The organism is Halosolutus gelatinilyticus (assembly GCF_023028105.1).
GTDB classification, from domain to species: Archaea; Halobacteriota; Halobacteria; order Halobacteriales; family Natrialbaceae; genus Halosolutus; species Halosolutus gelatinilyticus.
Genome location: NZ_CP095491.1, coordinates 2,647,154 through 2,667,675, shown reverse-complemented (window position 1 = coordinate 2,667,675; position 20,522 = coordinate 2,647,154). Strand labels below are relative to the sequence as shown.

Annotated in this window: 17 protein-coding genes; 7 read left to right on the top strand and 10 right to left on the bottom strand. The window is 69.6% G+C overall.

The genetic code is table 11. The features are described 5' to 3' along the window. Positions 1 to 60 precede the first annotated feature (60 nt). From MUH00_RS13185 to MUH00_RS13175, 3 genes are read left to right on the top strand one after another with little or no spacing between them, the layout of a single operon-like run. The gene (locus tag MUH00_RS13185) at positions 61 to 342 is read left to right on the top strand and encodes a DUF8044 family membrane protein (RefSeq protein ID WP_246999228.1); all 282 of its coding nucleotides are present in this window, start codon (positions 61 to 63) and stop codon (positions 340 to 342) included. 34 nt (positions 343 to 376) lie between these two features. Then, positions 377 to 1,504, top strand: coding sequence for a DUF4350 domain-containing protein (locus MUH00_RS13180; RefSeq protein WP_246999227.1), 1,128 nt, complete (start codon positions 377 to 379; stop codon positions 1,502 to 1,504). After that, a complete protein-coding gene (locus MUH00_RS13175; RefSeq protein ID WP_246999226.1) occupies positions 1,482 to 2,492 on the top strand; it encodes an AAA family ATPase in 1,011 nt (336 codons plus the stop codon). The genes MUH00_RS13180 and MUH00_RS13175 overlap by 23 nt, the downstream gene beginning before the upstream one ends. A gap of 95 nt (positions 2,493 to 2,587) precedes the next feature. Here MUH00_RS13175 and MUH00_RS13170 read toward each other — a convergent pair whose 3' ends face one another. Genes MUH00_RS13170 through MUH00_RS13160 form a run of 3 tightly spaced genes read right to left on the bottom strand, consistent with a single transcriptional unit; the run spans position 2,588 to position 5,669 of the window. Continuing rightward, positions 2,588 to 3,619: a DUF7982 domain-containing protein gene (locus MUH00_RS13170; RefSeq protein ID WP_246999225.1), complete on the bottom strand. Its 1,032-nt coding sequence runs from the start codon at positions 3,617 to 3,619 to the stop codon at positions 2,588 to 2,590. Next, a complete protein-coding gene (locus MUH00_RS13165; protein WP_246999224.1) occupies positions 3,616 to 4,191 on the bottom strand; it encodes a DUF8163 family membrane protein in 576 nt (191 codons plus the stop codon). The genes MUH00_RS13170 and MUH00_RS13165 overlap by 4 nt, the downstream gene beginning before the upstream one ends. Beyond that, on the bottom strand, positions 4,188 to 5,669 hold the full coding sequence (locus MUH00_RS13160; RefSeq protein WP_246999223.1) for a DUF58 domain-containing protein: 1,482 nt from the start codon (positions 5,667 to 5,669) through the stop codon (positions 4,188 to 4,190). The genes MUH00_RS13165 and MUH00_RS13160 overlap by 4 nt, the downstream gene beginning before the upstream one ends. 132 nt (positions 5,670 to 5,801) lie before the next feature. Between MUH00_RS13160 and MUH00_RS13155 the strand changes: the two genes are divergently transcribed. Together MUH00_RS13155 and MUH00_RS13150 are read left to right on the top strand one after the other, a co-directional pair. Beyond that, complete coding sequence (locus MUH00_RS13155; protein ID WP_246999221.1) at positions 5,802 to 6,701, top strand: thiamine-phosphate synthase family protein; 900 nt, start codon at positions 5,802 to 5,804, stop codon at positions 6,699 to 6,701. Positions 6,702 to 6,791: 90 nt separating this feature from the next. Then, positions 6,792 to 7,508, top strand: a complete 717-nt coding sequence (locus MUH00_RS13150; protein ID WP_246999218.1) for a class I SAM-dependent methyltransferase — start codon at positions 6,792 to 6,794, stop codon at positions 7,506 to 7,508. Positions 7,509 to 7,543: 35 nt separating this feature from the next. Here the strand turns inward: MUH00_RS13150 and MUH00_RS13145 are convergent, their stop codons facing one another. The 5 genes from MUH00_RS13145 to MUH00_RS13125 all read right to left on the bottom strand — a co-directional run bounded on the left by MUH00_RS13145 (position 7,544) and on the right by MUH00_RS13125 (position 15,115). After that, entirely contained in the window at positions 7,544 to 8,311 is a 768-nt protein-coding gene (locus tag MUH00_RS13145; RefSeq protein WP_246999216.1) for a DUF7001 family protein, read from the bottom strand. A 152-nt stretch (positions 8,312 to 8,463) separates the two neighbouring features. Beyond that, positions 8,464 to 9,354, bottom strand: coding sequence for an NAD-dependent epimerase/dehydratase family protein (locus tag MUH00_RS13140; protein WP_246999214.1), 891 nt, complete (start codon positions 9,352 to 9,354; stop codon positions 8,464 to 8,466). A 94-nt stretch (positions 9,355 to 9,448) separates the two neighbouring features. Further along, complete coding sequence (locus MUH00_RS13135; RefSeq protein WP_246999212.1) at positions 9,449 to 12,022, bottom strand: AAA family ATPase; 2,574 nt, start codon at positions 12,020 to 12,022, stop codon at positions 9,449 to 9,451. A gap of 201 nt (positions 12,023 to 12,223) precedes the next feature. Then, positions 12,224 to 14,023 carry a histidine kinase N-terminal 7TM domain-containing protein gene (locus MUH00_RS13130; protein WP_246999210.1) on the bottom strand — a complete coding sequence of 600 codons (1,800 nt, stop codon included), beginning with the start codon at positions 14,021 to 14,023 and terminating at the stop codon, positions 12,224 to 12,226. A gap of 162 nt (positions 14,024 to 14,185) precedes the next feature. Then, positions 14,186 to 15,115 carry a sulfide-dependent adenosine diphosphate thiazole synthase gene (locus MUH00_RS13125; protein ID WP_246999208.1) on the bottom strand — a complete coding sequence of 310 codons (930 nt, stop codon included), beginning with the start codon at positions 15,113 to 15,115 and terminating at the stop codon, positions 14,186 to 14,188. Positions 15,116 to 15,278: 163 nt separating this feature from the next. Between MUH00_RS13125 and MUH00_RS13120 the strand changes: the two genes are divergently transcribed. Beyond that, positions 15,279 to 15,668 (top strand): FxLYD domain-containing protein, encoded by a 390-nt coding sequence (locus MUH00_RS13120; protein ID WP_246999205.1) that lies wholly within the window; start codon positions 15,279 to 15,281, stop codon positions 15,666 to 15,668. A gap of 137 nt (positions 15,669 to 15,805) precedes the next feature. Next, complete coding sequence (locus MUH00_RS13115; RefSeq protein WP_246999204.1) at positions 15,806 to 17,326, top strand: flippase; 1,521 nt, start codon at positions 15,806 to 15,808, stop codon at positions 17,324 to 17,326. 85 nt (positions 17,327 to 17,411) lie between these two features. Here MUH00_RS13115 and MUH00_RS13110 read toward each other — a convergent pair whose 3' ends face one another. Continuing rightward, positions 17,412 to 18,524, bottom strand: coding sequence for an acyltransferase (locus MUH00_RS13110; RefSeq protein WP_425603009.1), 1,113 nt, complete (start codon positions 18,522 to 18,524; stop codon positions 17,412 to 17,414). Positions 18,525 to 18,728: 204 nt separating this feature from the next. Continuing rightward, entirely contained in the window at positions 18,729 to 20,183 is a 1,455-nt protein-coding gene (locus tag MUH00_RS13105) for an MATE family efflux transporter (RefSeq protein ID WP_247003967.1), read from the bottom strand. Between the last annotated feature and the right edge of the window lie 339 nt (positions 20,184 to 20,522).

The following is a 20,522-nucleotide window of genomic DNA, read 5'->3' as shown; positions in this document are numbered from 1 at the left end:
GATCGCGATCGAAAACGGGAGCGGGAGATTTACGGTATCCCGCCGCACTCACTCGAGTAGATGTCGACGCGGCGCCGGATGCGATTCGTCCACGCACAGCTCGCCTGGATGGTGGCGACGATCGTGGTCCTGACCCTGCTCGGCGCGCTGTCGTACGAGCTCGTCTTCGTGTGTTCGCTGATCGGCCTGTTGCTCGTCACCGAACTCACGGCGCCGATCGCCGTGACGCCGGCGTGGCGCCGGCGGCTGCTCGTCCTGATCGCGCTCGGCCTCGTCGGGTTCGCGATCGTCGTCGTCAGGCGGGTTCTCGCGATCCTGCCGCCGGAGGTGTTGCCGGTGTGACGCCGGCTCGACCGCGATCGGAGGGGCCGGAAAGATGACCCCGCGAACGTGGCTCCGCGATCGGGACGGGATCGACTGGCCGCGGGTTCTCCTGGTCGCGCTCTCGGCGGCGGTCCTCGGCAGCCTCCTCGTCGCGGCGACGACCTCGACCGCGGCGTTCGGGCTCTACAACCCCGCGTGGGACGGGACCAGCGAGTTCCGGGACGAGATCGAGTCGGACCCCGGGACGGAACACGAGGTGATCCGCGAGACGGCGCGCTACGACGAGGTGCGGGCGAACGAGACGGTCGCGTTCGTCGTCGCCCCCGAGTCGAGCTACGGCGACGAGGACCGCGAGCGGATTCGCCGGTTCGTCGAGTCCGGCGGGACGCTGGTCGTCCTCGAGAACTTCGGCGAGCCCGGCGCCGACCTGCTCGCGGCCGTCGGCGCCGACGCGCGAGTCGACGGCCGCCTCGTCCTCGACACCCGCCGCTACGATCGCGGGCCGGCGATGCCCGTCGCGACGACCGTCGCAAACCGCTCGCGCACGGCGGGCGTCGAGCGGCTCTCGCTGAACTACGCGACGGCGATCGAGCCGAACGGCGCGACGGTGCTCGTCTCGACGAGCGAGTACGCCTACCTCGGCGACGCCGAGGACGACGAGCTCGACGGCGAGGACTCGCTCGGAACCCGCCCCGTCGCGACGGTCGAATCCGTGGGCGACGGGACGGTCGTCGCCGTCGGCGATCCCAGCATCGCGATCAACGCGATGTACGGCGAGCCCGACAACGCGGCGTTCCTCCGGGCGCAGTACGCCGACGCCGACCGCGTCCTGATCGATCGATCGCACGGCGACGAGGCGCCCCCGCTCGTCGGCGCGGTGGCCGCGATCCGCTCTTCGAGTTCGCTCCAGGCGGCGATCGGACTCCTCGTCGTGGGCGTCGTCGCCGCGCTCTCGCGGCGGCCGCTCGCCCCGACGATCGGCGCCGTCCGGAAGCGCCTGTCGCGGTCGTCGCGCCGTCCCGAGTCGATCGCGACGGCCGAGCTCTCGGGCGCCGAGCGCGCCGCCTCCCTCCGCCGTCGCCACCCCGACTGGGACGACGACCGCGTTCGACGGGTGATAGCAGCCCTTAACCGGACCCGGTCGAAAGGAAGCCAGCATGAGCGAGACGGATCGGACTGACGATCGCGGCGATCCGCAGGCGATCTACGAGGCGGTTCGCAACGAGGTCGACCGCGTCCTGGTCGGCAACGAGGCGGCGATCGAGCACCTCACGATCGCCCTGCTGACCCGCGGCCACCTCCTCATCGAGGGTGTACCGGGGGTCGCGAAAACGACGATCGCGAGCCTGTTCGCCCGCGCGACCGGGCTCGAGTTCACGCGCATCCAGATGACGCCGGACATCCTGCCGGCGGACATCACCGGCACCCACGTCTACCACGAGGACGCCGGCGAGTTCGACCTCCGACGGGGCCCCGTCTTCTCGAACCTGGTGGTCGCCGACGAGATCAACCGCGCGACCCCGAAAACGCAGAGCGCCCTCCTCGAGGCCATGCAGGAGCGGACGGTCACGATCGAGGGGGAGACGCTGTCGCTGCCGGAGCCGTTCATGGTCGTCGCGACCCAGAACCCGATCGAGATGGAGGGCGTCTTCGAACTGCCCGAAGCCCAGCGCGACCGCTTCATGTTCAGACTCGCGATCGACCTCCCCGATCGGGCGGTCGAATCGAAACTGCTCGATCGGTTCGACAGCGAGCCCGACCTCGGCCCCGACGATATCGGTCGTCCCGTCGCCGTCGACGACATCCTCGCCGCGCGGGAGACGGCGATGGCGGTCCACGTCGCGGATCCGGTCAAAGCGTACATCCTCGACCTCGTCGGCGCGACGCGATCGCACCCAGACGTGACGGTCGGCGCCTCGCCCCGGGCCAGCCTCGCGTTCCTCGACGGGGTCAAGGCGCGGGCGGCCGTCCGCGGCCGGGCGTACGCGATCCCGGACGACGCGAAGGCGCTCGCGCCCCAGATCCTCGCCCACCGGCTCGTGTTGAGCACCGACGCCGATCTCGGCAACGTCGCCCCCGACGACGTCGTCTCGGCGGTCCTCGAGTCGGTCGACGTGCCCGACGCCGACATCGACGAGCTCGAATCGATCGCCGGCGAGACGGCCTGATACGCCCTGGAACAGCCCTAACACTCCTGAGACGATCGGAATCGATCCGAGAACGCGAACCGGGGCGCCGATCCGACGCGGATCGCGATCGGTCCTTACGCGTCGGCGGGCGCGCTCGAATCGGCATCTCCGTCCGCGCGCCCCGTCGAGTCTCGCGCTTCCGCCGGCGGCTCGAAGCGGCAGGTGACCAGCCAGTCCGATCGCTCGTCGCCGGCGTCGACCGACAGCTCGACCGGCCGGTCGAGGCCGGCTGCCAGCCCGACGGCGACGAACGACGCGATCGGGTGGTCGAACCGATCGACGTCGCCGAACGCGCCGTTCGCGACCGCGACGGTGACGCGGCCGGTCGCGGCGTCGACGTCCGGCCGGGCGCGGTCGGCCAGTTCGAATCCCTCGACGAGCGCCTCGCACAGCTGCGTCGCCAGCGCCGCGGGGTCGGTCGCCGGCTCGTCGGTCAGCGTTCGCCGAAACTCCCGAAAGAGCGGGCCGCCGGTCGCTTCCAGGAGGAGCCCCCGTCCGGCCGCCTCGAGGACGAACGGCCCGTCCGGGACGTCGGGCGGCTCGGAATCCGCGTGGGCGGGCACGTACAGTTCGGCGCCGTCTCCCGCCGCGACCGGGACGTAGAGCCGATCGTCTCGGAGGCCGAGTTCGGTCGCGATCGCGGCCCCGTTGGCGGCCTGGGCGGCGTAGACGCGCTCGCCGACGTCCGCGGCGACGACCCGCTCGGGCGCGAGGGCGTACGTGAGCACGCTCCCGAACAGCCCGGTCGCGCCGAACGCGACGAGCACCTCGCGACTGCCCGGAAAGAGCGCGCCGCCTGCGATCGCCGCGAGCCCGATCGCCGCGAGCCCGATCGCCGTGCGGCGGTACCTGGACTGGCGGACGCGAGCGTACTCGGCCCGGAGCCGGCGGTTCTCCGCCGCGAGCAGCTCCAACCGGACCGACCGATCGAGGTCGTCCTCGGTCGCGTCGACCCGATCGACCTCTGGAGCCGGACGATCGCCCCTCGCGTCCGATCGCCCGCGCTCGGAGTCGGTTCGATCGGTCCCGCGATCGGTTCTCCGGTCCGTCTCGTCGTCCGCCGTCTCCGTCCGCCGGGCGGTGTCGTCGCTGTATTCGAAGCTCATGGGTCGTCAGTCTCCGTGCGAGAAGGGGCGTCTCCGTCGGCGCCGGTCGCCTGTTCGTCGACCACCAGTCCGAACGCGACCAGTTCGTACCGATGGAGGCCGTAGCTCGCGAGCGCGAGCGCGCCGAGCGTCACCAGTCCGGCGACCCACAGCGGCCGATCGCGGCCCGCGAGCCACGCGACGCCGGCCAGCGAGAGCGCGGCCAGCAGCGTGACCGCGATCAGTCGCGCCGTCGCGCGGGCGCCGGTCGTCCCGCCGAGGCGGACGGCCGGGGCGACGAGCAACCCGACGAACGCCGCCTCGGCGACCGCGAACGGGACGACGCCGATCCCGCCCGGAAAGAGCGCGACCAGCAGGACGTGTCCGCCGGCGATCGCGTACGGCGTCCCGGCGGCGTACCAGACGATCGCGGTAGCGAGCCCCGCCAGAACGCCGAACGGCCCCGAAATCAGCCCGAACGCGGCCGCGACCGCGGCGATCGCGATCGCCTCCGGCCACTGCGAGCGCGCGCTGTCGGGGGCCAACAGCCCGGATTCGAGCCGGCCGGCGGGCGCCGACGACGCGTCGGTCACCGGATCTCACCCCGCGTCCGGTCCGCGCCGGCGGCGAGCACTGCCGAGAGTCGATCGCCGGGGGCGACTTCGAGAGCCCGAACCCGATCCGTGCGGTCGAGGTCCCGGCGGAACCGTTCGAACGCGGCGTACCGATCGTACGCCCGCTCGATATCGGCGAGGTCGCCCGGTTCGTAGAGGACGGTCGGAGCGAGCAGGACGAGGACCTCGGTACCGCCAGCCCGCGCCAGCCCGACGGCGTCGCGAACCGTCGCCGGATCCGAATCGTCCGTGCAGATGATCGTCCAGGCGCGGCCGCGCTGGCGAGCCGTCGCGGCGCGGACCCCGGCGAGCAACGGCTCGGTCCCGACCCGCTCGTGGGCGGGCTCTCGGGTCCGGTAGAAGGCGGCGAGCGTCCGGGCGAAGGGGTCGTCGCCGTCGCCCAGCCGTTCGAGCGCCGATCGGGGGTTCGTCGCGACCGATCGTCCGACCGCGACGGTCGGATCCGTCGATCGACGCTTCCGCGTCCCGCCTCCTTCCGCGCCGTCCCGGCTCCGCGATCTGTCCCCGTCCGGCTCGAGGTCGAGGAGCCGCCTCCGGATCGTCCGGTAGCGCGTCGACCGCTCGATCCGGTTTGTCAGTCCCCCGTCGCCGACCGTCACCAGGCCGAGCGGATCGTCGAGTCGGCGCGCGCTCGTGGCGATCGAGAGGGCGGCCTCGCGCAGGTAGTCGAGTTTCGTCTCGTCCGGCGGCCCCGTTGCGAGCGGCGCGCGGTGATCGACGATCAGGGCCGTCGGCCGATCGGTTTCGCTCTCGTACTCGCGGACGTGCGGGGTGCCGAGGCGGGCCGTCGCCTTCCAGTCGATTCGTTCGGTGGTGTCGCCGGCGACGTACTCGCGGAGCTCGGCCGGTTCGAGTCCCGACCCCGTTCGACCCACCTCGTGCGAGCCCTGGGCGATCGCGACGCGGTCGCCGCCCGATCCGACGTGAACCGCCCGGGGACCGCGGGGTTCGACCGTGACCGTCGGCGTCGATCCGACGTCGATCGCGCTCTCGAAGAGCCCGTCGGTCGCGGTGAGTCGGGCCGGCGCGAACGCGTGGCGACCCGCGACGGGCCACTCGACGGTCGCCGTCGTCCGGGCGGTCGACTCGCCGGGCTCGAGCGAGAGCGACGGCGGCTCGGCGTCGGTCGCGCGACATACCGTCGGCACGCCGGCCGCCAGCGCGAGCGAGAGCGAACTCGGCGCCGACCGCTCCGCGGCGATCGTCACCGGCGTCTCCTCGCCGGTCCGGACGGCGCTCGCGGCGCTCGACTGCGCGACCGTCAGCGACTCGACTTCGGTTCGAAGGGTCGCGACGAACAGGTACTGTCTGGCGAGAATCCACGCGCCGATCGCCGCCGTCGCCGCCAGTAGCAGCGGGCGAGCGAAGACGACCGCGAGCCCCGCGCAGGCGAGCGCGAGAAGCCCCGCCGCCCACAGTCGACGCGTCGGACGCATACACCACTGGTTTTGCGGCGACGAGTTGAACTTACTGGTTGGGCGCGGGACGATCGCCGTCCGGAGCGACGGCCGCTGTCGCGAGCAGGTCGCACAAGTTATTCCGTCGGGACCCGTAGCGGGCGCCAACGAATGCAATTCGTCGAAGAGATCGTCGTCGATGAGTTTCTCCCGACAGTCAGGTCGCTGCTCGCCGGTGCGCTGCGCGATCGAGGGCTCACCCAGAGCGAAGTCGCCGACGTCCTCGGAATCAGCCAGAGCGCCGTCTCCAAGTACGCCCACGGCGACGTCACCGTCAACGATCGCATCGCCAACGATCGGCGCGTCGAAGCCCTCGTCGACGAGCTCGCGGACGGACTCGCGGCCGGCGACGTCAGGCCCGTCCGGGCGCTGATCGAGATCGAGGTCCTCATCCGGGAACTCGAGACCGGCGGCGACCTGCTCGCGCAGTTGCACGAGGAGGCCGTCCCCGAACTCGCCGACCACGGCGAGAGCTTCCGCGTCCACGACCCGGAGAGCGACCTCCGGACCAGCGAGCGCGTCCTCTCCTCGCTCCGTCGCGGGCTGCGCATCCTGGAGAACGCGAGCGGCTTCGCCGGGTTGATCCCCGCCGTCGGCTCGAACCTGGTCGCGTGCACCCCCGACGCCGAGGGCATCGACGACGTCGCCGGCGTCCCCGGCCGCATCTTCGACGTGAAGGGGAAGGCGACGGTGCCGGCCGATCCCGAGTTCGGCGTCTCCGAACACGTCGCGACGGTCCTGCTCGCGGCACGGCGATCGGGCGCGGACGTCTCCGCGGGGATCAACATCAGGTACGACCCGAAACTGCTCGCGGAGTTGACCGACCGCGGTCACGTGACCGCCGAGTTCGACGAGGCCGAGGACGTCGCCTCGAGCGTCGCCGACGCGCTCGACGCCGAACCGGACGCGACCGTGCTGTACCAGACCGGCGGCATGGGGATCGAACCCATTACTTACGTGCTCGGACCGGACCCCGAGTCGGTCGCGGATACGATCCGATCGCTCATCTGAGCGGCCGTTCCTCCCGCCGAGACGCCGCTCACTCCGCTGAGACGCACCCGGGCTGCTTTATCGCTCGAAATCGCATCTGTACATCCCACCATGGCCACCCCGCACACGCCCGCCGCGACCGAGACGGCACAGGAATTCTACGGCCGCTGGGCGCGGCTGTACGACCTGATCGCCCGCCGAACGCCGGGAATCCCCCGACTTCGCGAGCGGGCGGCCGCCGCCTGCCGCCTCGATCGGGGCGACACCGTCGTCGAGATGGGCTGCGGGACGGGCGCGAACCTGCCCTACCTTCGCGACCGGGTCGGTCCCGAGGGCGCCGTCGTCGGGATCGACTTCACGCGACCGGTGCTCGATCGAGCCCGGGAGGTGACCGCCGCGTATGATAACGTCCACGTCGTCCGCGGGGACGCGACGCGGCCGCCGATCGGTCGAGACGGCGAGGTTTCGGACGACGTACCGGGAGACGTCGACGCGATCCTCGCCACGTTCGTCGTCGGGATGCTCGACGATCCGACGGGTGCGGTCGACGACTGGTGCGACTTCGTCGGCCCCGGCGGACACGTCGTGCTCGCGAACGCCGCCAGTAGCGCCGAGTGGTACGCGCCGCCGGTCAACGCCACCTTCCGCGGGATCGTCGTCCTCTCGACGCCGCCCACGACGAAACTGCGGTACGAGAACGATCCGACCCGACGCCTCGACGAGAAGATCGGCGACGCCCACGCCCGGCTTCGCGAGCGATCGGACGCGATCGCGGACGAGCGACACGTCTTCGGCGTCGTACGACTGACCGGCGGTCGGATCGGGTAGTTCTCGCACCGCCTCGGACCGGGATCGCGCCCGACTCACGCCGTCCCGTACAGCCGATCGTGCTCGTCGCAGAACTCCGGATCGCGAAGCTGGGCCTCGATCAGGCCCTCGTGGTAGTGGGCGTTGTAGAGCCGACACCCCTCGCGATCGCAGAACGCCTCGCCCGTTTCGAGGACGTCGTAGGCCTGCAGGACGTACCCGCACAGCGCGTCGGTCGTCCGCGGGTCGTCCTCGATCAGGAACTCTCCGTCCACCCGGTTCTCGAGGACTTCCCGCGGCGGCGTATCGCCCGAGAGCAGGGCGTGTCGTTGCTTCTCCTTGTAATACTCTTCCGGCTTCGCCGGCGCCTCGTAGAGGCCGGGCACCGAGACGATCGCCGGTTGCCCGAGGACGTTCACACGTTTGTGCCAGCGGCCGTCGTGGTCGCCCCAGGTTCCGATCGCCCGATCGAGAACCGCCACGTGCAGCGTCTCGAGCCCCCGTTCCGCGGCGGGAAGCGCGGCGTTGAGCGCCCGCTGGATCCCCACGCCGTCGTAGAGGACGCCCCCTTCGCGCTCGGGATTCTCGAGGGCGCGCTCCTCGTACCGGATCGTCCCGAGCATCGCGTTGCCCGTGTCGCGATCGTAGGGTGAGCGCACGCGCGCCTCGGCGAACCGCTCCGCGAGGCCGTCCGTGCGGTGGACGTCGAGGAATCGCTCCCGGGTTTCGACCGTCGCGTCGACCCGTTCCGCGAGCCAGTCGGCGATCGCGTCGACGTCGGCGACGGTGGTGGGCGCCCGATAGCAGATAACGCGTTCGACCATGTACTACCTAGTCGTACCACTGGGTGAAACAGTTGCGGTTGCCGACCGATCCGTACGACAACCCGGGCGAAACCGACGTTACTCGACCGAATCGCAGATCCGGCGCTGGCGATCGCGGAATCGATGCTGACCGCCGGACCGCGAGACCGGCGCTACTCGCGCAGAAACGCGGGCCCCTCGACCCGCTCGGTCTCGGCGTCGCGCCAGGTGTGGGACGGTTCCCAGCCCAGCTCCCGTTCGGCCTTCGCCGTCGAGAACGCCGACCGCTCGCCGTCGAGGTCGCAGTCCGCGGGGAGGTCGCCGAAGACCGCCTCGACGGTCGCCGCGGTCGGCCGACCGAGGTAGTTGTCCGGGGCCATCGCGTGGTACGCCTCGTGACCGCCGAGGTCCGCGCGGAGGGCGGCGTCGACGATCGAGACCACGTCGCGCACGTCGACGTACGACCAGAAGTTGCCGCTCGGGTCGGCCGTCGCCGGGTCGAAGTCCGCGGCGACCTCGCGGGCTTCGTACTCGCCCGGGTACTGGATCCACGACGGCCGGATCGAGGCGATCGAGATCCCGTGCTTCCGGACCGTCTTCTTCGCGAGTTCCTCGCCGACGAGTTTCGAGGCCCCGTAGCCGTCCTCGGGCCGCTGCGGGTGCGCCTCGTCGATCGGCAGGGAGTCGGGGAGGAACGGCTCGGCGGCGAACGGCATCCCGTAGAGGCTCTCGCTCGAGGTCCAGACTACGTCGGCGCCGGCCCGGCCCGCAGCCTCGAACGCGTGGTACGCGGTTGCGACGTTCGTCAGGACGGTCTCCGTCTCGGGCGCGATCCCCATTCGCGGAATTCCCGCGAAGTGAACGACCGCGTCCGGGTCGTGTTCCAGGATCGTCTCCCACGCCCGTCCCTGCTCCGTGAGGTCGGCCGCGAGGAAGGTGACGTTCTCGCGCTCTCGCGGCGGGCGCTCGAGGTCGACGCCGACGACGTCGTGGCCCTCGCTCGCGAAGTGCTCGACGATCCAACTACCCGCACCGCCGGTCGCGCCGGTGACGACGAGTTTCATGCGCGAACGCTGCTCGCGAGTCCCGAAAACGGTGTGGATTTCCGCGTCCGCGCCGCCGCTCCCGACGAGCGCCAGCGTCGATCGATCGCCGTCGTCAGCGGTACCAGCTCTCTACCGGCCGACCGGCGCCGGCCGCGTTCCCGTCGGTCTCGATGCTCGATCGTGTCTCCGAGACCGCCTCCAAGAGGTGCCGTTCGCGAACGAGATCCCCCGCTTGCATCGCCTTCCGGGCGGCGTTGTCCGCGAGCAAGGCGAGATCGCTCGCCGCGTATCCGGCCGTGTACTCGACGGGAGCCGTCCACGAGACGCCGTCGGCGAGGGGCCGATCGGCGAGGTGAACCTGCAGGATCTCCCGTCGCGCGGGGGCGTCCGGCGGCGGCACCTCGATCCGCTCGTCGAACCGGCCCGATCGGAGGATGGCGTCGTCGACGTCGTCGATCCGGTTCGTCGCGGCGACGACCACGACGTCGTCGCCGTCGACGGTCTCGAGTTCCGTCAGGAACTGGTTGACCATCTGGCGCTGGCTGGCGCCGTCGCGCCCCGCTCGCCGACCCGCGACCGCGTCGATCTCGTCGAGAAAGACGACGCAAGGCTGGTTCGCCCGGGCGATCGCGAACAGGTCGGCCACGTTCTGTGCGGGCTTGCCCATCCACTTGCTCGTCAGGTCCGCGGGCGTCACCTCGAGGAAGGCGACGTCGAGTTCGCCGGCCAGCGCCCCCGCGAGGTAGGTCTTCCCGCAGCCCGGCGGGCCGTACAGCAGGACGCCGTTCGTCGCGGCGAGGCCGTACTCCGCGTACCGATCGGCGTTCTCGAAGGGGTCGACGACGGTCTCGCGCAGTCGCGCTTTCAGGTCGCCCATCCCGCCGACGTCGGCGAAGGTCCGTCCCGTATCCGTCGCGACGAGCGATCGGGCGCTCAGGTCGACGCCGTCGGGCTGGGTCACCGTCCGGCCGTCGCCGACCGCGCTCCCGCCCCAATCGGGGACGCTCGAGTCCGTGTCGTCGACGGCGGCCAGCAGGTCCGCGGTTTCGATCGGCGACCCGTCGCGGAGCGCCCGCCGGGCCGCGTCGGCGACGACGTACTCGAGATCACTCGACGCGTACCCGGCTGTCCGATCGACGACGGGCGACAGCGAGCGGTCGTCCGCGAGCGGTCGCCCTTCGAGGTGGATCTCGAGGATCTCCCGTCGCGCGGGAGCGTCCGGCGGCGGCACCTCGATTCGTTCGTCGAACCGGCCCGTCCGGAGGATGGCGTCGTCGACGTCGTCGAGCAGGTTCGTCGCCGCGAGCACGAGCACCTCCGACCCCGCGACGTCCTCGAGTTCCGTCAGCAGTTGGTTGACCATGCCCCGCTCGCTCGTGCTCGACTGCTCCTCGCGGGCGCTCGCGATCGCGTCGATCTCGTCGAGAAAGAGGACGCAGGGCTGGTTCGCTTTGGCGATCGCGAAGACGTCTCGGACGTTCTCCGCGGGCTTGCCCATGTACTTGCTCGAGAGGTCCGCGGGCGTCACCTCGAGGAAGGCGTAGTCGAGTTCGCCCGCCAGTGCGGCGGCGACGTAGGTCTTCCCGCAGCCCGGCGGACCGTACAGCAGGACGCCGGAGACGGGATCGAGACCGTACTCCCGGAACTGCTCGGGCCGCTCGACCGGGCCGATCACCGACCGCCGGAGCGTCGACTCGAGGTCGGCCATCCCGCCGACGTCGGCGAAGCAGCGATCGGGACTCTGATCGACCAGGTAGGCGGCCTCGAGGTCGGCCTCCTCGGGCTGGATCGGCTCGTCGCCGGGCGTGGAGTCCGCCTCGTCGCGGGGCGAGTCGGCCTCCGCCGCCGAGCCGGACTCCCGTTCGGTCGCGGCCGCGGTCCCGTCTGCGACCGCGGCGTCCCCGTCGGTCGACGCGGCTCCGGTCTCGTCCGTCGCCGACTCGTCGGCCGTCGGCGTGCCGTCGATCGTCCGCCGGATCGTCGTGTGGGCGTACCGCGCCAGTCGCTCGGTGTCCTCGCGGAGGAACGACGCGAGCCAGTCGTGACTCGTCGAGCCGTCGGTCCGGACGTCCTCGACGCTGCGAACGACGCCGATCAGGTCGCGCTCGTCGGGGCGGTACACCTCGGCCACCCAGAACGGCAGGTAAAGCCGCGTCACGTCGACCACCTCGTCGAACGTCCCGGCGTCGACGCCGTCGGGGAGCCCGAACGTCTCCCGGAGGGTGTCGGCGAAGGAGTCGGTGACCGATCGCGGATCGTCGAACGCCGCCGACTGCCGGAGGTCGTCGAACCGCTCCGGAAGCAGCCGCTTCGCCCGCCGGGTCGGGACCCGAAACTCGAGCAGCACGGATCGTCCGAGCCCCGTCTCGTCGAGGCCGAAGTCATAGCCTTCGAGCGAGATATCCACGGTCGACGACGTCGGCGATCGGTACCGCTGGAGCGCCGCGTGGTTGTCGGCCCAGAGTCCATCCAGCAGCGCGACCGCGCGCTCGCTCGAGTCGCCCCAAGGGAGCCGTCCCGGCGCCTCGTATGCGTACTCGACGCGGAACACCGGGTAAAAGACCCGGTGGAGGCGGCTGATCGCGGCATCCTCCCCGACGTTCGCCGCCGCGTACTCCGCCAGCGCGTACCTGATCGGTCCGTGCGCGGGAAGCGTCTCGTCGACGGCGATCCGGGTCGGAATCATTCTCCGGCCGTTCCCCCCGTCGCGATCGATCGGCCGCCGCTCGTCGACCAGTCGTCCAGCGTCGATCGGCTCTGCATCGTCGGTCCAGTAGCGGGTTCGTCGTAGTATTGGTTACGGTTCTGATGGATCACGAATCGAACGCCCGGTTCGCCGGAGCGATTCGAAGGCGCGTCGCGCCGCCGCCGAACCGACCGATCGCGGTCAGTCGATCGCGTCGGACGCGGCGGCCTCGAACCGGACCGCGACCGTCGTTCCCGCCGCCGTCGACTCGAACGAGAGGTCGCCGCCGGAGTGGGCGACGACCCAGTCGACGAGCCAGAGCCCGAGCCCGCTGCCGTGCTCGAGGGTCGTCTCCCGTCCCTCCCGGAGGACGTCGATCTCGTGTTGGGGAATGCCGGGTCCGTCGTCGGCGATCTCGAGCGTCGTCGTCTCGCCGCTCCGACGGACGCCGATTCGAACCGTCGGGCCGTCGCTCGTCCTCGATGCGTCGGTCTCGCAGGCGTCCGGTCGAGAGCCCGCGGAGCGTTGCACCGAGTCGTCCTCGCGAGCGCGCGAGTCGGCGTTCGGAGCGCCGTGTTCGACGGCGTTTTCGATCAGGTTCCGGAGCGCCGCGTCGAGGCCGTTGCTCGCGATGATCGGCGCCGCATCGGGGAGCGAGCACTCGATCGTCGCGTTCGGATGGTCGTCCGCGATCGCGTCGGCGATCGATCGGACCCGATCGACGAGATCGTAGCGCACGATCTCGTGGTCGTCGACGAGGCGGGCGATCGTCGTGGTCTTCTGCGCGAGGGCGTCGAGGTGGTCGCCCTCCGCGGCGATCGCGGCCCCCATATCGGCGAACGGCTCGTCGGCCTCCGCCGCGATCGTCTCGCCGTGACCGTTGACGATACAAAGCGAGTTCCGGAGGTTGTGTCGAAGCACGCGGGTGAACACCTGTCGGAGGAGATCCAGTTCGGCCTCCCGCCGTCGGAGCTGTTCCTCCCGGCGTTTCAGCGACGAGATGTCGCGCATGACGAGCACGCTTCCGCGGTGGTTCGACGTGCGCGACAGCGGCGTCAGCGTCACGTGAAAGTGGTAGCGCTCGTCCCGGCCGTCGATCGTGAGCTCCGCTTGCGCCGTCTCGCCGTCCGCCAGAACGGAGACGAGCGCCGGGTGATCGGCGAACGCGCTCTCGGCGCGCGCCCCGACCACGCCGTCGTCCACGTCGAGGATCCGCGCGGCGGCGTCGTTGAGGTCGACCACGATCCGCTCCCGGTCGAGCGTGACGTAGGGGTCGTCCATCGCGTCGATCGCCGTCCGCCTGGCGATCGGGACGACGCTGAGAAATCCCGCGCCGTACAGCGCCCACGTGTAGAGCACCTCGCTCGCGAGGAAGCCGATCGGCGTCAGATCGTACGACACCGGGACGACGTCGAGGTTCGAGACGGCGTTCAGGAGCAGCGGAAACGGCAGCGCGAGCGCGAGGATGGCGCTCTGTCGTCGACGGGCGCCCGTCGAACTCCAGAACTCGACGATCAACAGCCCGCTCGAGAGGACGACGAGCGCGTACCCGAGTCCGGAGTGGAGCCAGAAGACGGGGCCGTAGTCGACGTCGAAGAACAGCGTTCCGGCCCCGCCGGAGCCGACGCGGAAGACGAGTCCGTGCGCGCCGTTCGTCCAGACGAACGCCTGGCCGGCGAGCAGATAGCCGATCAGCACGGCGGCCACCGCGGCCGAGACGTCGCGCTGATCGGTGTACTCGACGGCCAGCAGGACGCAGCCGACGGCGACCAGTTGCGCCGCGAGGATCCGAAGCGCGTAGATCGCGATCGACCCCGCCACCCGATCGATCGCGTACCCGACGCCCACGCTGGTCGACCACAGGCCGATCGCGATCACGAGAAGGGCGAACCCGGTACTCCCGGGCTTTTCGCGATACCTGTAGGCGGTTCTGAGAAAGCCAAGCGAGAGCGTGCCGATCCCCACGTAGACGACGCCGACGGCGGCGGGGTCGATCGACATCAGTTCGAAGGGATTCACGCACGATCATGATAAATGTGGTGACCGTCACGGCCGACGACCGTACCGCGAATCGCGCGGACGCGCCGGCGAACCGTCCCGAAGCCGTCGCTCGACGGGAGATCGGGGCGAGAGAAGGGGTTTGATCGCCGTGTCGCGCCGCGGTCAGTCGTCGGCGGGGGTCGCGCGGCTGGTGATGTCGACCGGATCGGCGTCGACGCCGAGTTCGTCGATCGCCTCCTGGGCGGCGCGCTTGCCGGAGACGAGCATGGCGCCGAACGTCGGCCCCATCCGCGGGAGGCCGTAGGCCGTCGCGACGGCCATCCCGGTCGCGACGAGGCCGTCGTGGACGAGGCCGGTGTGTTCGACGACGGCGTCCTCGGACTTGCCGACCCACATCGAGTCGTGGCCGGGCGAGTCGTGACCGGGCGCGCCGTAGGAGTCGGAGCCGGTCTGGTCCATGACCTGGCCGCGCTCGCGGGCGTCCTTGACGCCGGGCGCGTCGAGCACGCCGCGTTCGTCGAGTTTCGTGATCGCCATCGCGTCGTGGCCGGTCGCGTCGATGACCAGATCGGCCTCGACGGCGATCGGGTCGACGCAGGTGATCTCGCGGGGCAGGGCGTGGACCGGCGTCCAGTTCATCACGATCCCCGAGACCTTGTGATCCTCGCGGATGACGATGTCGGTGAACTCGGTCATGTTCTGCATCTTCGCGCCCGCGTCGCAGGCGGCCTTGATGAGCCCGGAACAGGCCTCGGGTCCGTTGGCGACGTACAGTCCCTCGCTGTCGGCGGCCTGCTTGTAGTCGACGTCGAGTTCGTCGAGAATCTGCTGGGCGGGGTCGCGGACCGTCACCTTGTTCATCAGGAAGCCGCCGAGCCAGAAGCCGCCGCCGAGGTAGTTGTTCTTCTCGACGACCATCGTCTTCACGCCCCGCTCGGAGAGTTCCTTGGCGGCGGTCAGCCCGGACGGGCCGCCGCCGACGATGATGACGTCGGAGTCCGAGAAGTCCATGAACTCCTCGGTCCACTCCTGTCCGATCGCGCGCGTTACGTCCGCTTCGCCGACCTCACTGAACTGATCGAAGTCGCTCATACAACTAGGTGGTAGGATCCAGTGGTGAAAAGTCTGTCGCGACAGCCGGGTGTGCGCCGGCCGATCGGGATCCGTACGCGCTTCCGTCGACGATCCGCCCGTCGGTATCGTCACGTGTGCCGGTTCCGAACGCTGAAGTTTCAGCCGCACGTACCGGCCGACGATGTATCGCCGCGCGTTCCTCGGGGTCGCCGCGCTCTTCCCGCTCGCCGGCTGTCTCAGTTACTTCGAGGGGGACGGCGAGGAGATCACCGAACCGGGCGACGTCGAGATCGTCTACGACGACCTCGTGCGCGAAAACCCCGGGACGGAGGACGAACGAGTCTACGTCTGGGGGGTCGTCAGGAACGTCGGCGAGCGATCGCTGAGCTACATCGAGATCCGGGCCACGTTCTTCGACGCGGAGGGTGAGGAACTCGAGAGCGTCATCGAGAACGTCGAGGAGGACGTCAGCTCCGGCGAGGAGTGGCCGTTCGACGTCGAATTCCCGCACTTCGGCGAGCGAGCGGCCCGGGTCGCCGGCTACGAGCTCGAACCCGCGACGGGGGTCTAAGTGAACGTCAGCATGGGACAGCCAGGCTCGATCGCCGGACCGCGACCGGGCGCACGAACGAACGAAGCAGTACCGGGCATGCGAACGCAAGAGGCACCGCCGGACACAGTACCGCAGTCGATGCCACCGCTGTCGCCATGACCGATCGCGACGAGGGCGTCTCGACACTCGCGAAACAGGGTGGGATCACGTTCGTCGGCAACGTCGTCAAGGGAGTCCTCAGCTTCGCCATCGTGATGCTGATGACGCGGTTCGTCGCCCCCTCGGTCTACGGGCTGTTCGTGCTGGGGACCTCCGTCATCCTCTTTACCCAGGTGTTCGCGAACCTCGGGCTGCCGCTCGCGATCGATTACTTCGTCCCGCAGTACCTCGACGAGGACGAACGCGGGAAGGCCAAGGGCGTGATCGTTCAGGTGACCGCGACGGTCCTGATCACCTCCTCGCTGGTCGCGCTCGCGCTCGCGCTGTCCGCGACGTCGATCGGCGAGTTCTTCCGGGAGCCGCCGCTGCGGGTCGGCCTCCTGCTCCTCTCGGTGACGATCCCGATGCTGGCGATCTACAACGTCCTGCTGACCTCCTACTACAGCATCAAGAAGCTCCAGTACCGGGTCATCATGCGCGACCTCGTGCGCCCGATCGTCCGGTTCTCGGTCACCGCCGGGCTCCTGCTCATCGGCTGGGGGCTGCTCGGCCTCATCGCCGGCTACGTCGTCGGCCTGTTCGTCGCGATCGCGGTCGGCGCGGCGGTGTTCGTCTACCGGGCGTGGGACCTCCTGACGGTGGAGACGGAACTCGTTCCGCCGGGACCGCTCGTGAAGTACTCGGTCCCGCTGGCGATGACGAGCGTCGTCTTCGTCCTCATGGGCCACGTCGACTACTTCGTGCTCGGCTTCTACCTCGACTCCGAACAGGTCGGCATCTACCGCGTCGGCTACATGCTCGGCTCCGGGCTGATGATCATGTTCAACTCCCTCTCGCCGGTGTTCAAGCCGCTGATCGCCGAGACGCGCGACGACACCGCGCTCGTCCAGCAGCGGTTCCGGGTGATGGCCCGCTGGATCGTCGGGCTGACGATGCCGATCGCGATCGTCCTCTCGCTCGGCGCGAGTTCCTACCTCGCCGTGCTCTATACGCCCCAATACGCCGAGGCGAACCTGGTCGTCGTCCTGCTGGCCGGGGCGTTCCTGTTCAACGTCACCTTCGGCGGTCCCGACGGCTCGCTGCTCCAGGGGATGGGCTACTCGCGGATCGTCTTCGCCAACACCCTCGTCCTCTTCGGGACGAACCTCGTCGTCTCGCTGGCGCTCGTGCCGTTCATCGGGATCGAAGGGGCCGCGATCGGATCGGCGACGGCGCTCGTCGTCGTCGGCTGTCTGACGCTCGTCGAGGTGTACCGACTCGACGAGATCCACCCGTTTACCGGCGAGTTCGCCAAGGTCGTCGGCGCCGGGGTACCCGCGACGATCGCCGGCGCTCCCGTCGTCTTGCTCCTCGACTCGGACCTGCTGATCGTCGCCGTCCTCCCGATCGTGGTCGTCCTGACGTACCTGCTCTCGCTGGTCGCCTCCGACGCGTTCACCGACGACGACGCGCAGATGGTCGCCGAGTTTAGTCCGGCCCTGGAGCGGTGGCTCCCGGCGAGTCTCCTGAACCGGTGATCGACGAGGGGGCGAAGACGGCTCGAACCGGCGACCGCGGTCGACACCGCGCGCCGCGATCGGCGGAGCGGACGATCGCCGTCGATCAGTTCGGATCGCGATTCCGGTCCGACCGCGGCCTCGAGAAGGGGGTTTTCCCGTCCCGGAGCGCCCCGACTTCGCGCACCGAGAGGTAGACCAGCAACGCCCCGAAGAACGTCGCGGGCGTCAGCGTGAGGTGCCATAGCAGCGTGGTGGTAACCTCGTACCCCATCCCGTTCAGAACCTCCGCCGTCCGCTCTAACAGATGCAGAACGGCCGGATGGGTGACGTAGATGCCGACGGCGTACTTCCCCCACGAGGGCAACGGGGTCCCCCTCCCGAGCCCCGGCCGCGAGAGGAGGAACGCGAACAGCGAGATCGCGAACAGCGCCGTTCCGATCGTGTAACTCGCCGCGTACACGGTCTGGGAGAGCGTTTCTCCCGTGACGACGTATCCGAGCACGTATCGCTCTCCGACGTGGAGTGCGCCGAAGAGCCCGGTCGCACCGAGGTACACCCGACTTCGATCGGTTTTCGGCCGCCAGTCGCGAGCGCCGACGTAGTAGCCGAGACCGGTGTAGAAGAACCCGAAGAAGAGGGCGTCCCGAACCTCGAACGGTACGTCAACGAACATCGTGTAGCTCGTTCCCAGGAGACCGACGACGTGGAAGGCGAGCGAAATCGGCACCAGATACGCCGTCTTGCCGGCCTGCGCGAAGGTGTGGACGAGCAGTAGCGAGAACACAAGCGCCGGAAGGAACCACAGGACGACCGACACGGAGTCCCCGTAGTAGAGGAGCTCGAGGGGCGAGAGAAATTCGACGAGTTGCCGAACGCCGCTACCGACGGGGTCGCCGTTTTCGGCGCCGTCGAGCACGACGGTTCCCGCGAGAAACACCGGCACGGTGAGCGCCAGCCCGAACGCGTAGAGCGAGACGATCGTGGCCGTCCGTTCGACGAGGTAGGCGGCCGGATCTCGATCCGCCGTTTTACGGGCGAACAGGTAGCCGGATGTCATGAAAAAGAACGGAACGGCGAACCGCGCCGTCGAATCTATCGTGAAATTAACCATATTGCCGTACATCCCGAGACCTCTGAACGGATCTGTATGGATCATGACAACAAACGCCATCGCGATTATCCGCACCGAATCGATGCTGTGGATCCGATCGGTCATTTCCCGTGAGAACCTTATTTCCGAGTATGATCTTTTTGGATCGGACGAATTTGTACTGACAGTAAAAAACAACGTCCGGGATGAATACCGGAAATTTCTGTCTCATTTCACACACATCTATCACTGGTGTGACTTATCTGGCGGACGCGCCGACGAATTCGACTTCGGGAACGTGATGCGACGCGAGCCGCTGCTCGACGCAGCTCAGTCGTCCAGAAACTCCGTGTCGCTGCCCGTGGTCGTCCGATCCTCCGGCGACGTCCGGTCCTCTTCGTCCGCGGCGCCCTCGATTACGCCTTCGCGCCACGTCCCCAACCGGAACCACGCGACGGCGACGACGAACGAGGCGGCCATCCCGAACGAGAACGCCCACCAGATCCCGTCGGCGCCCCAGTCGAGCGCGCCGACGGTGATCCCGAGACCCGGAATCGTGATCGTCCAGGCGAACGCGAGCACGAGCGCGACGGGAACCCGGAACACCCACCGCGAGAGAAACGAGAGCGCCATCGCCGCCTTCGTGTTTCCGGCGCCCCGGAGCGCGCCCTGGATGACCATCACGCCCGCGAACAGCGCCCAGAACGGCGCCATGATCCGCAGGAAGCGGACACCCTCCGCGATCACGTCGGCGTCGGCGACGAAGACGCGCATGGCCGCCGCCGGGAAGGCGACGAGGACGGCCGCGACGGCGAAGATGATCGCCATCGTCGCTGCGGTCGCCGTGCGCGCGACCGCGGCCGCCCGATCGGGCGTCCTCGCGCCGAGGTTCTGACCGACGCCGGTGGCCGTCGCGTCGCCGACCGCGCCCGAGACGGCCCACGTCACCGACATCAGGCGGACGCCGATCCCGTACGCCGCCGTGGGTGCGGCGCCGAATCGAGCGACGAAGCCGGCCATCGCGACCGCGGCGAAACTGCGCGCCCAGCCGTCGATCGTGGCCGGATAGCCGACGGCGATCAGCCGCCGCTGGAGGTCGAGGTCCGGCGCGAGGTCGCCCGGCCGGAGCCGAACGCCGAATCGCCCGTCCAGCAGGATGGCGATCCCAGCCGCCGTCGCGAGGCCGCGGGCGACGAACGTCGCGATCGCCGCGCCGCGGGTTCCCATCGCGGGCGCCGGCCCCCAGCCGAGGATCAAAAACGGGTCGAGCACGACGTTGATCCCGGCGGAGACGAGCACGAGCCACATCGCCGTCTTCGTGTCGCCGGCGCCCTGCAGCGACGATCGGAACGCGAAAAACAGGAACGTCAACGGCAGCGCGAGGAAGATCACCTCGATGTAGGAAAGCGCCTCGGCGAACACCTGCTCCTGGGCCCCGATGAGTCGAAGTAGCGGGCGTCGGAACGCCAGTCCGATCGCCGCGAGCGCCGCCGAGACGGCCAGCGTGAGCAGGATCGTCTGGGCGACGACCCGATCGGCCGTCCGATCGTCCCCCGCGCCGACGTACTGGGAGACCAGCGCGATCGTCGCGGCGGTGATCCCCATCGCCGTCGAGACGAACATCCACGAGAGGGGAAACATCAGGGAGACGGCGGCGACGGCCTCGCTGCTGACGCGGCCGACCCAGAACATGTCCGCGAGGTTGTAGACGGTCTGGAGGAGGTTGCCGAGCACCACCGGCCACGCGAGGTGCAGCAGTTTCGGGGGAATCGCCCCCGTCGTCATGTCCACTCGCTTCCGCTCGGTCCCCGACACGGTATCGTCCGACTCTCGTTCGGCCGTCGGAAAAGCACTCCCCTTCCCCGTCCCCGTTGCCGGCTCCGCGGCGATCGCCGATCCGGTCGGACCGACGCGCGCTACGCATCGAAATCGGCCGTCGGTCCGCCGTCGAACCCGGCTGCTATTCCGTGGCCGTCGCCTCGTTGTGGTCCTCGCGCACACGCGTTGAGTGCGCCCGCGAACGCACGCACACCCGCGCTGTCTGCCGGTTTCGGCGAAAGCGTTATCAGAGACTCAATCGTACCGAGCCACGATGATCGATATCCGTTTCTCCGATCACCGCGC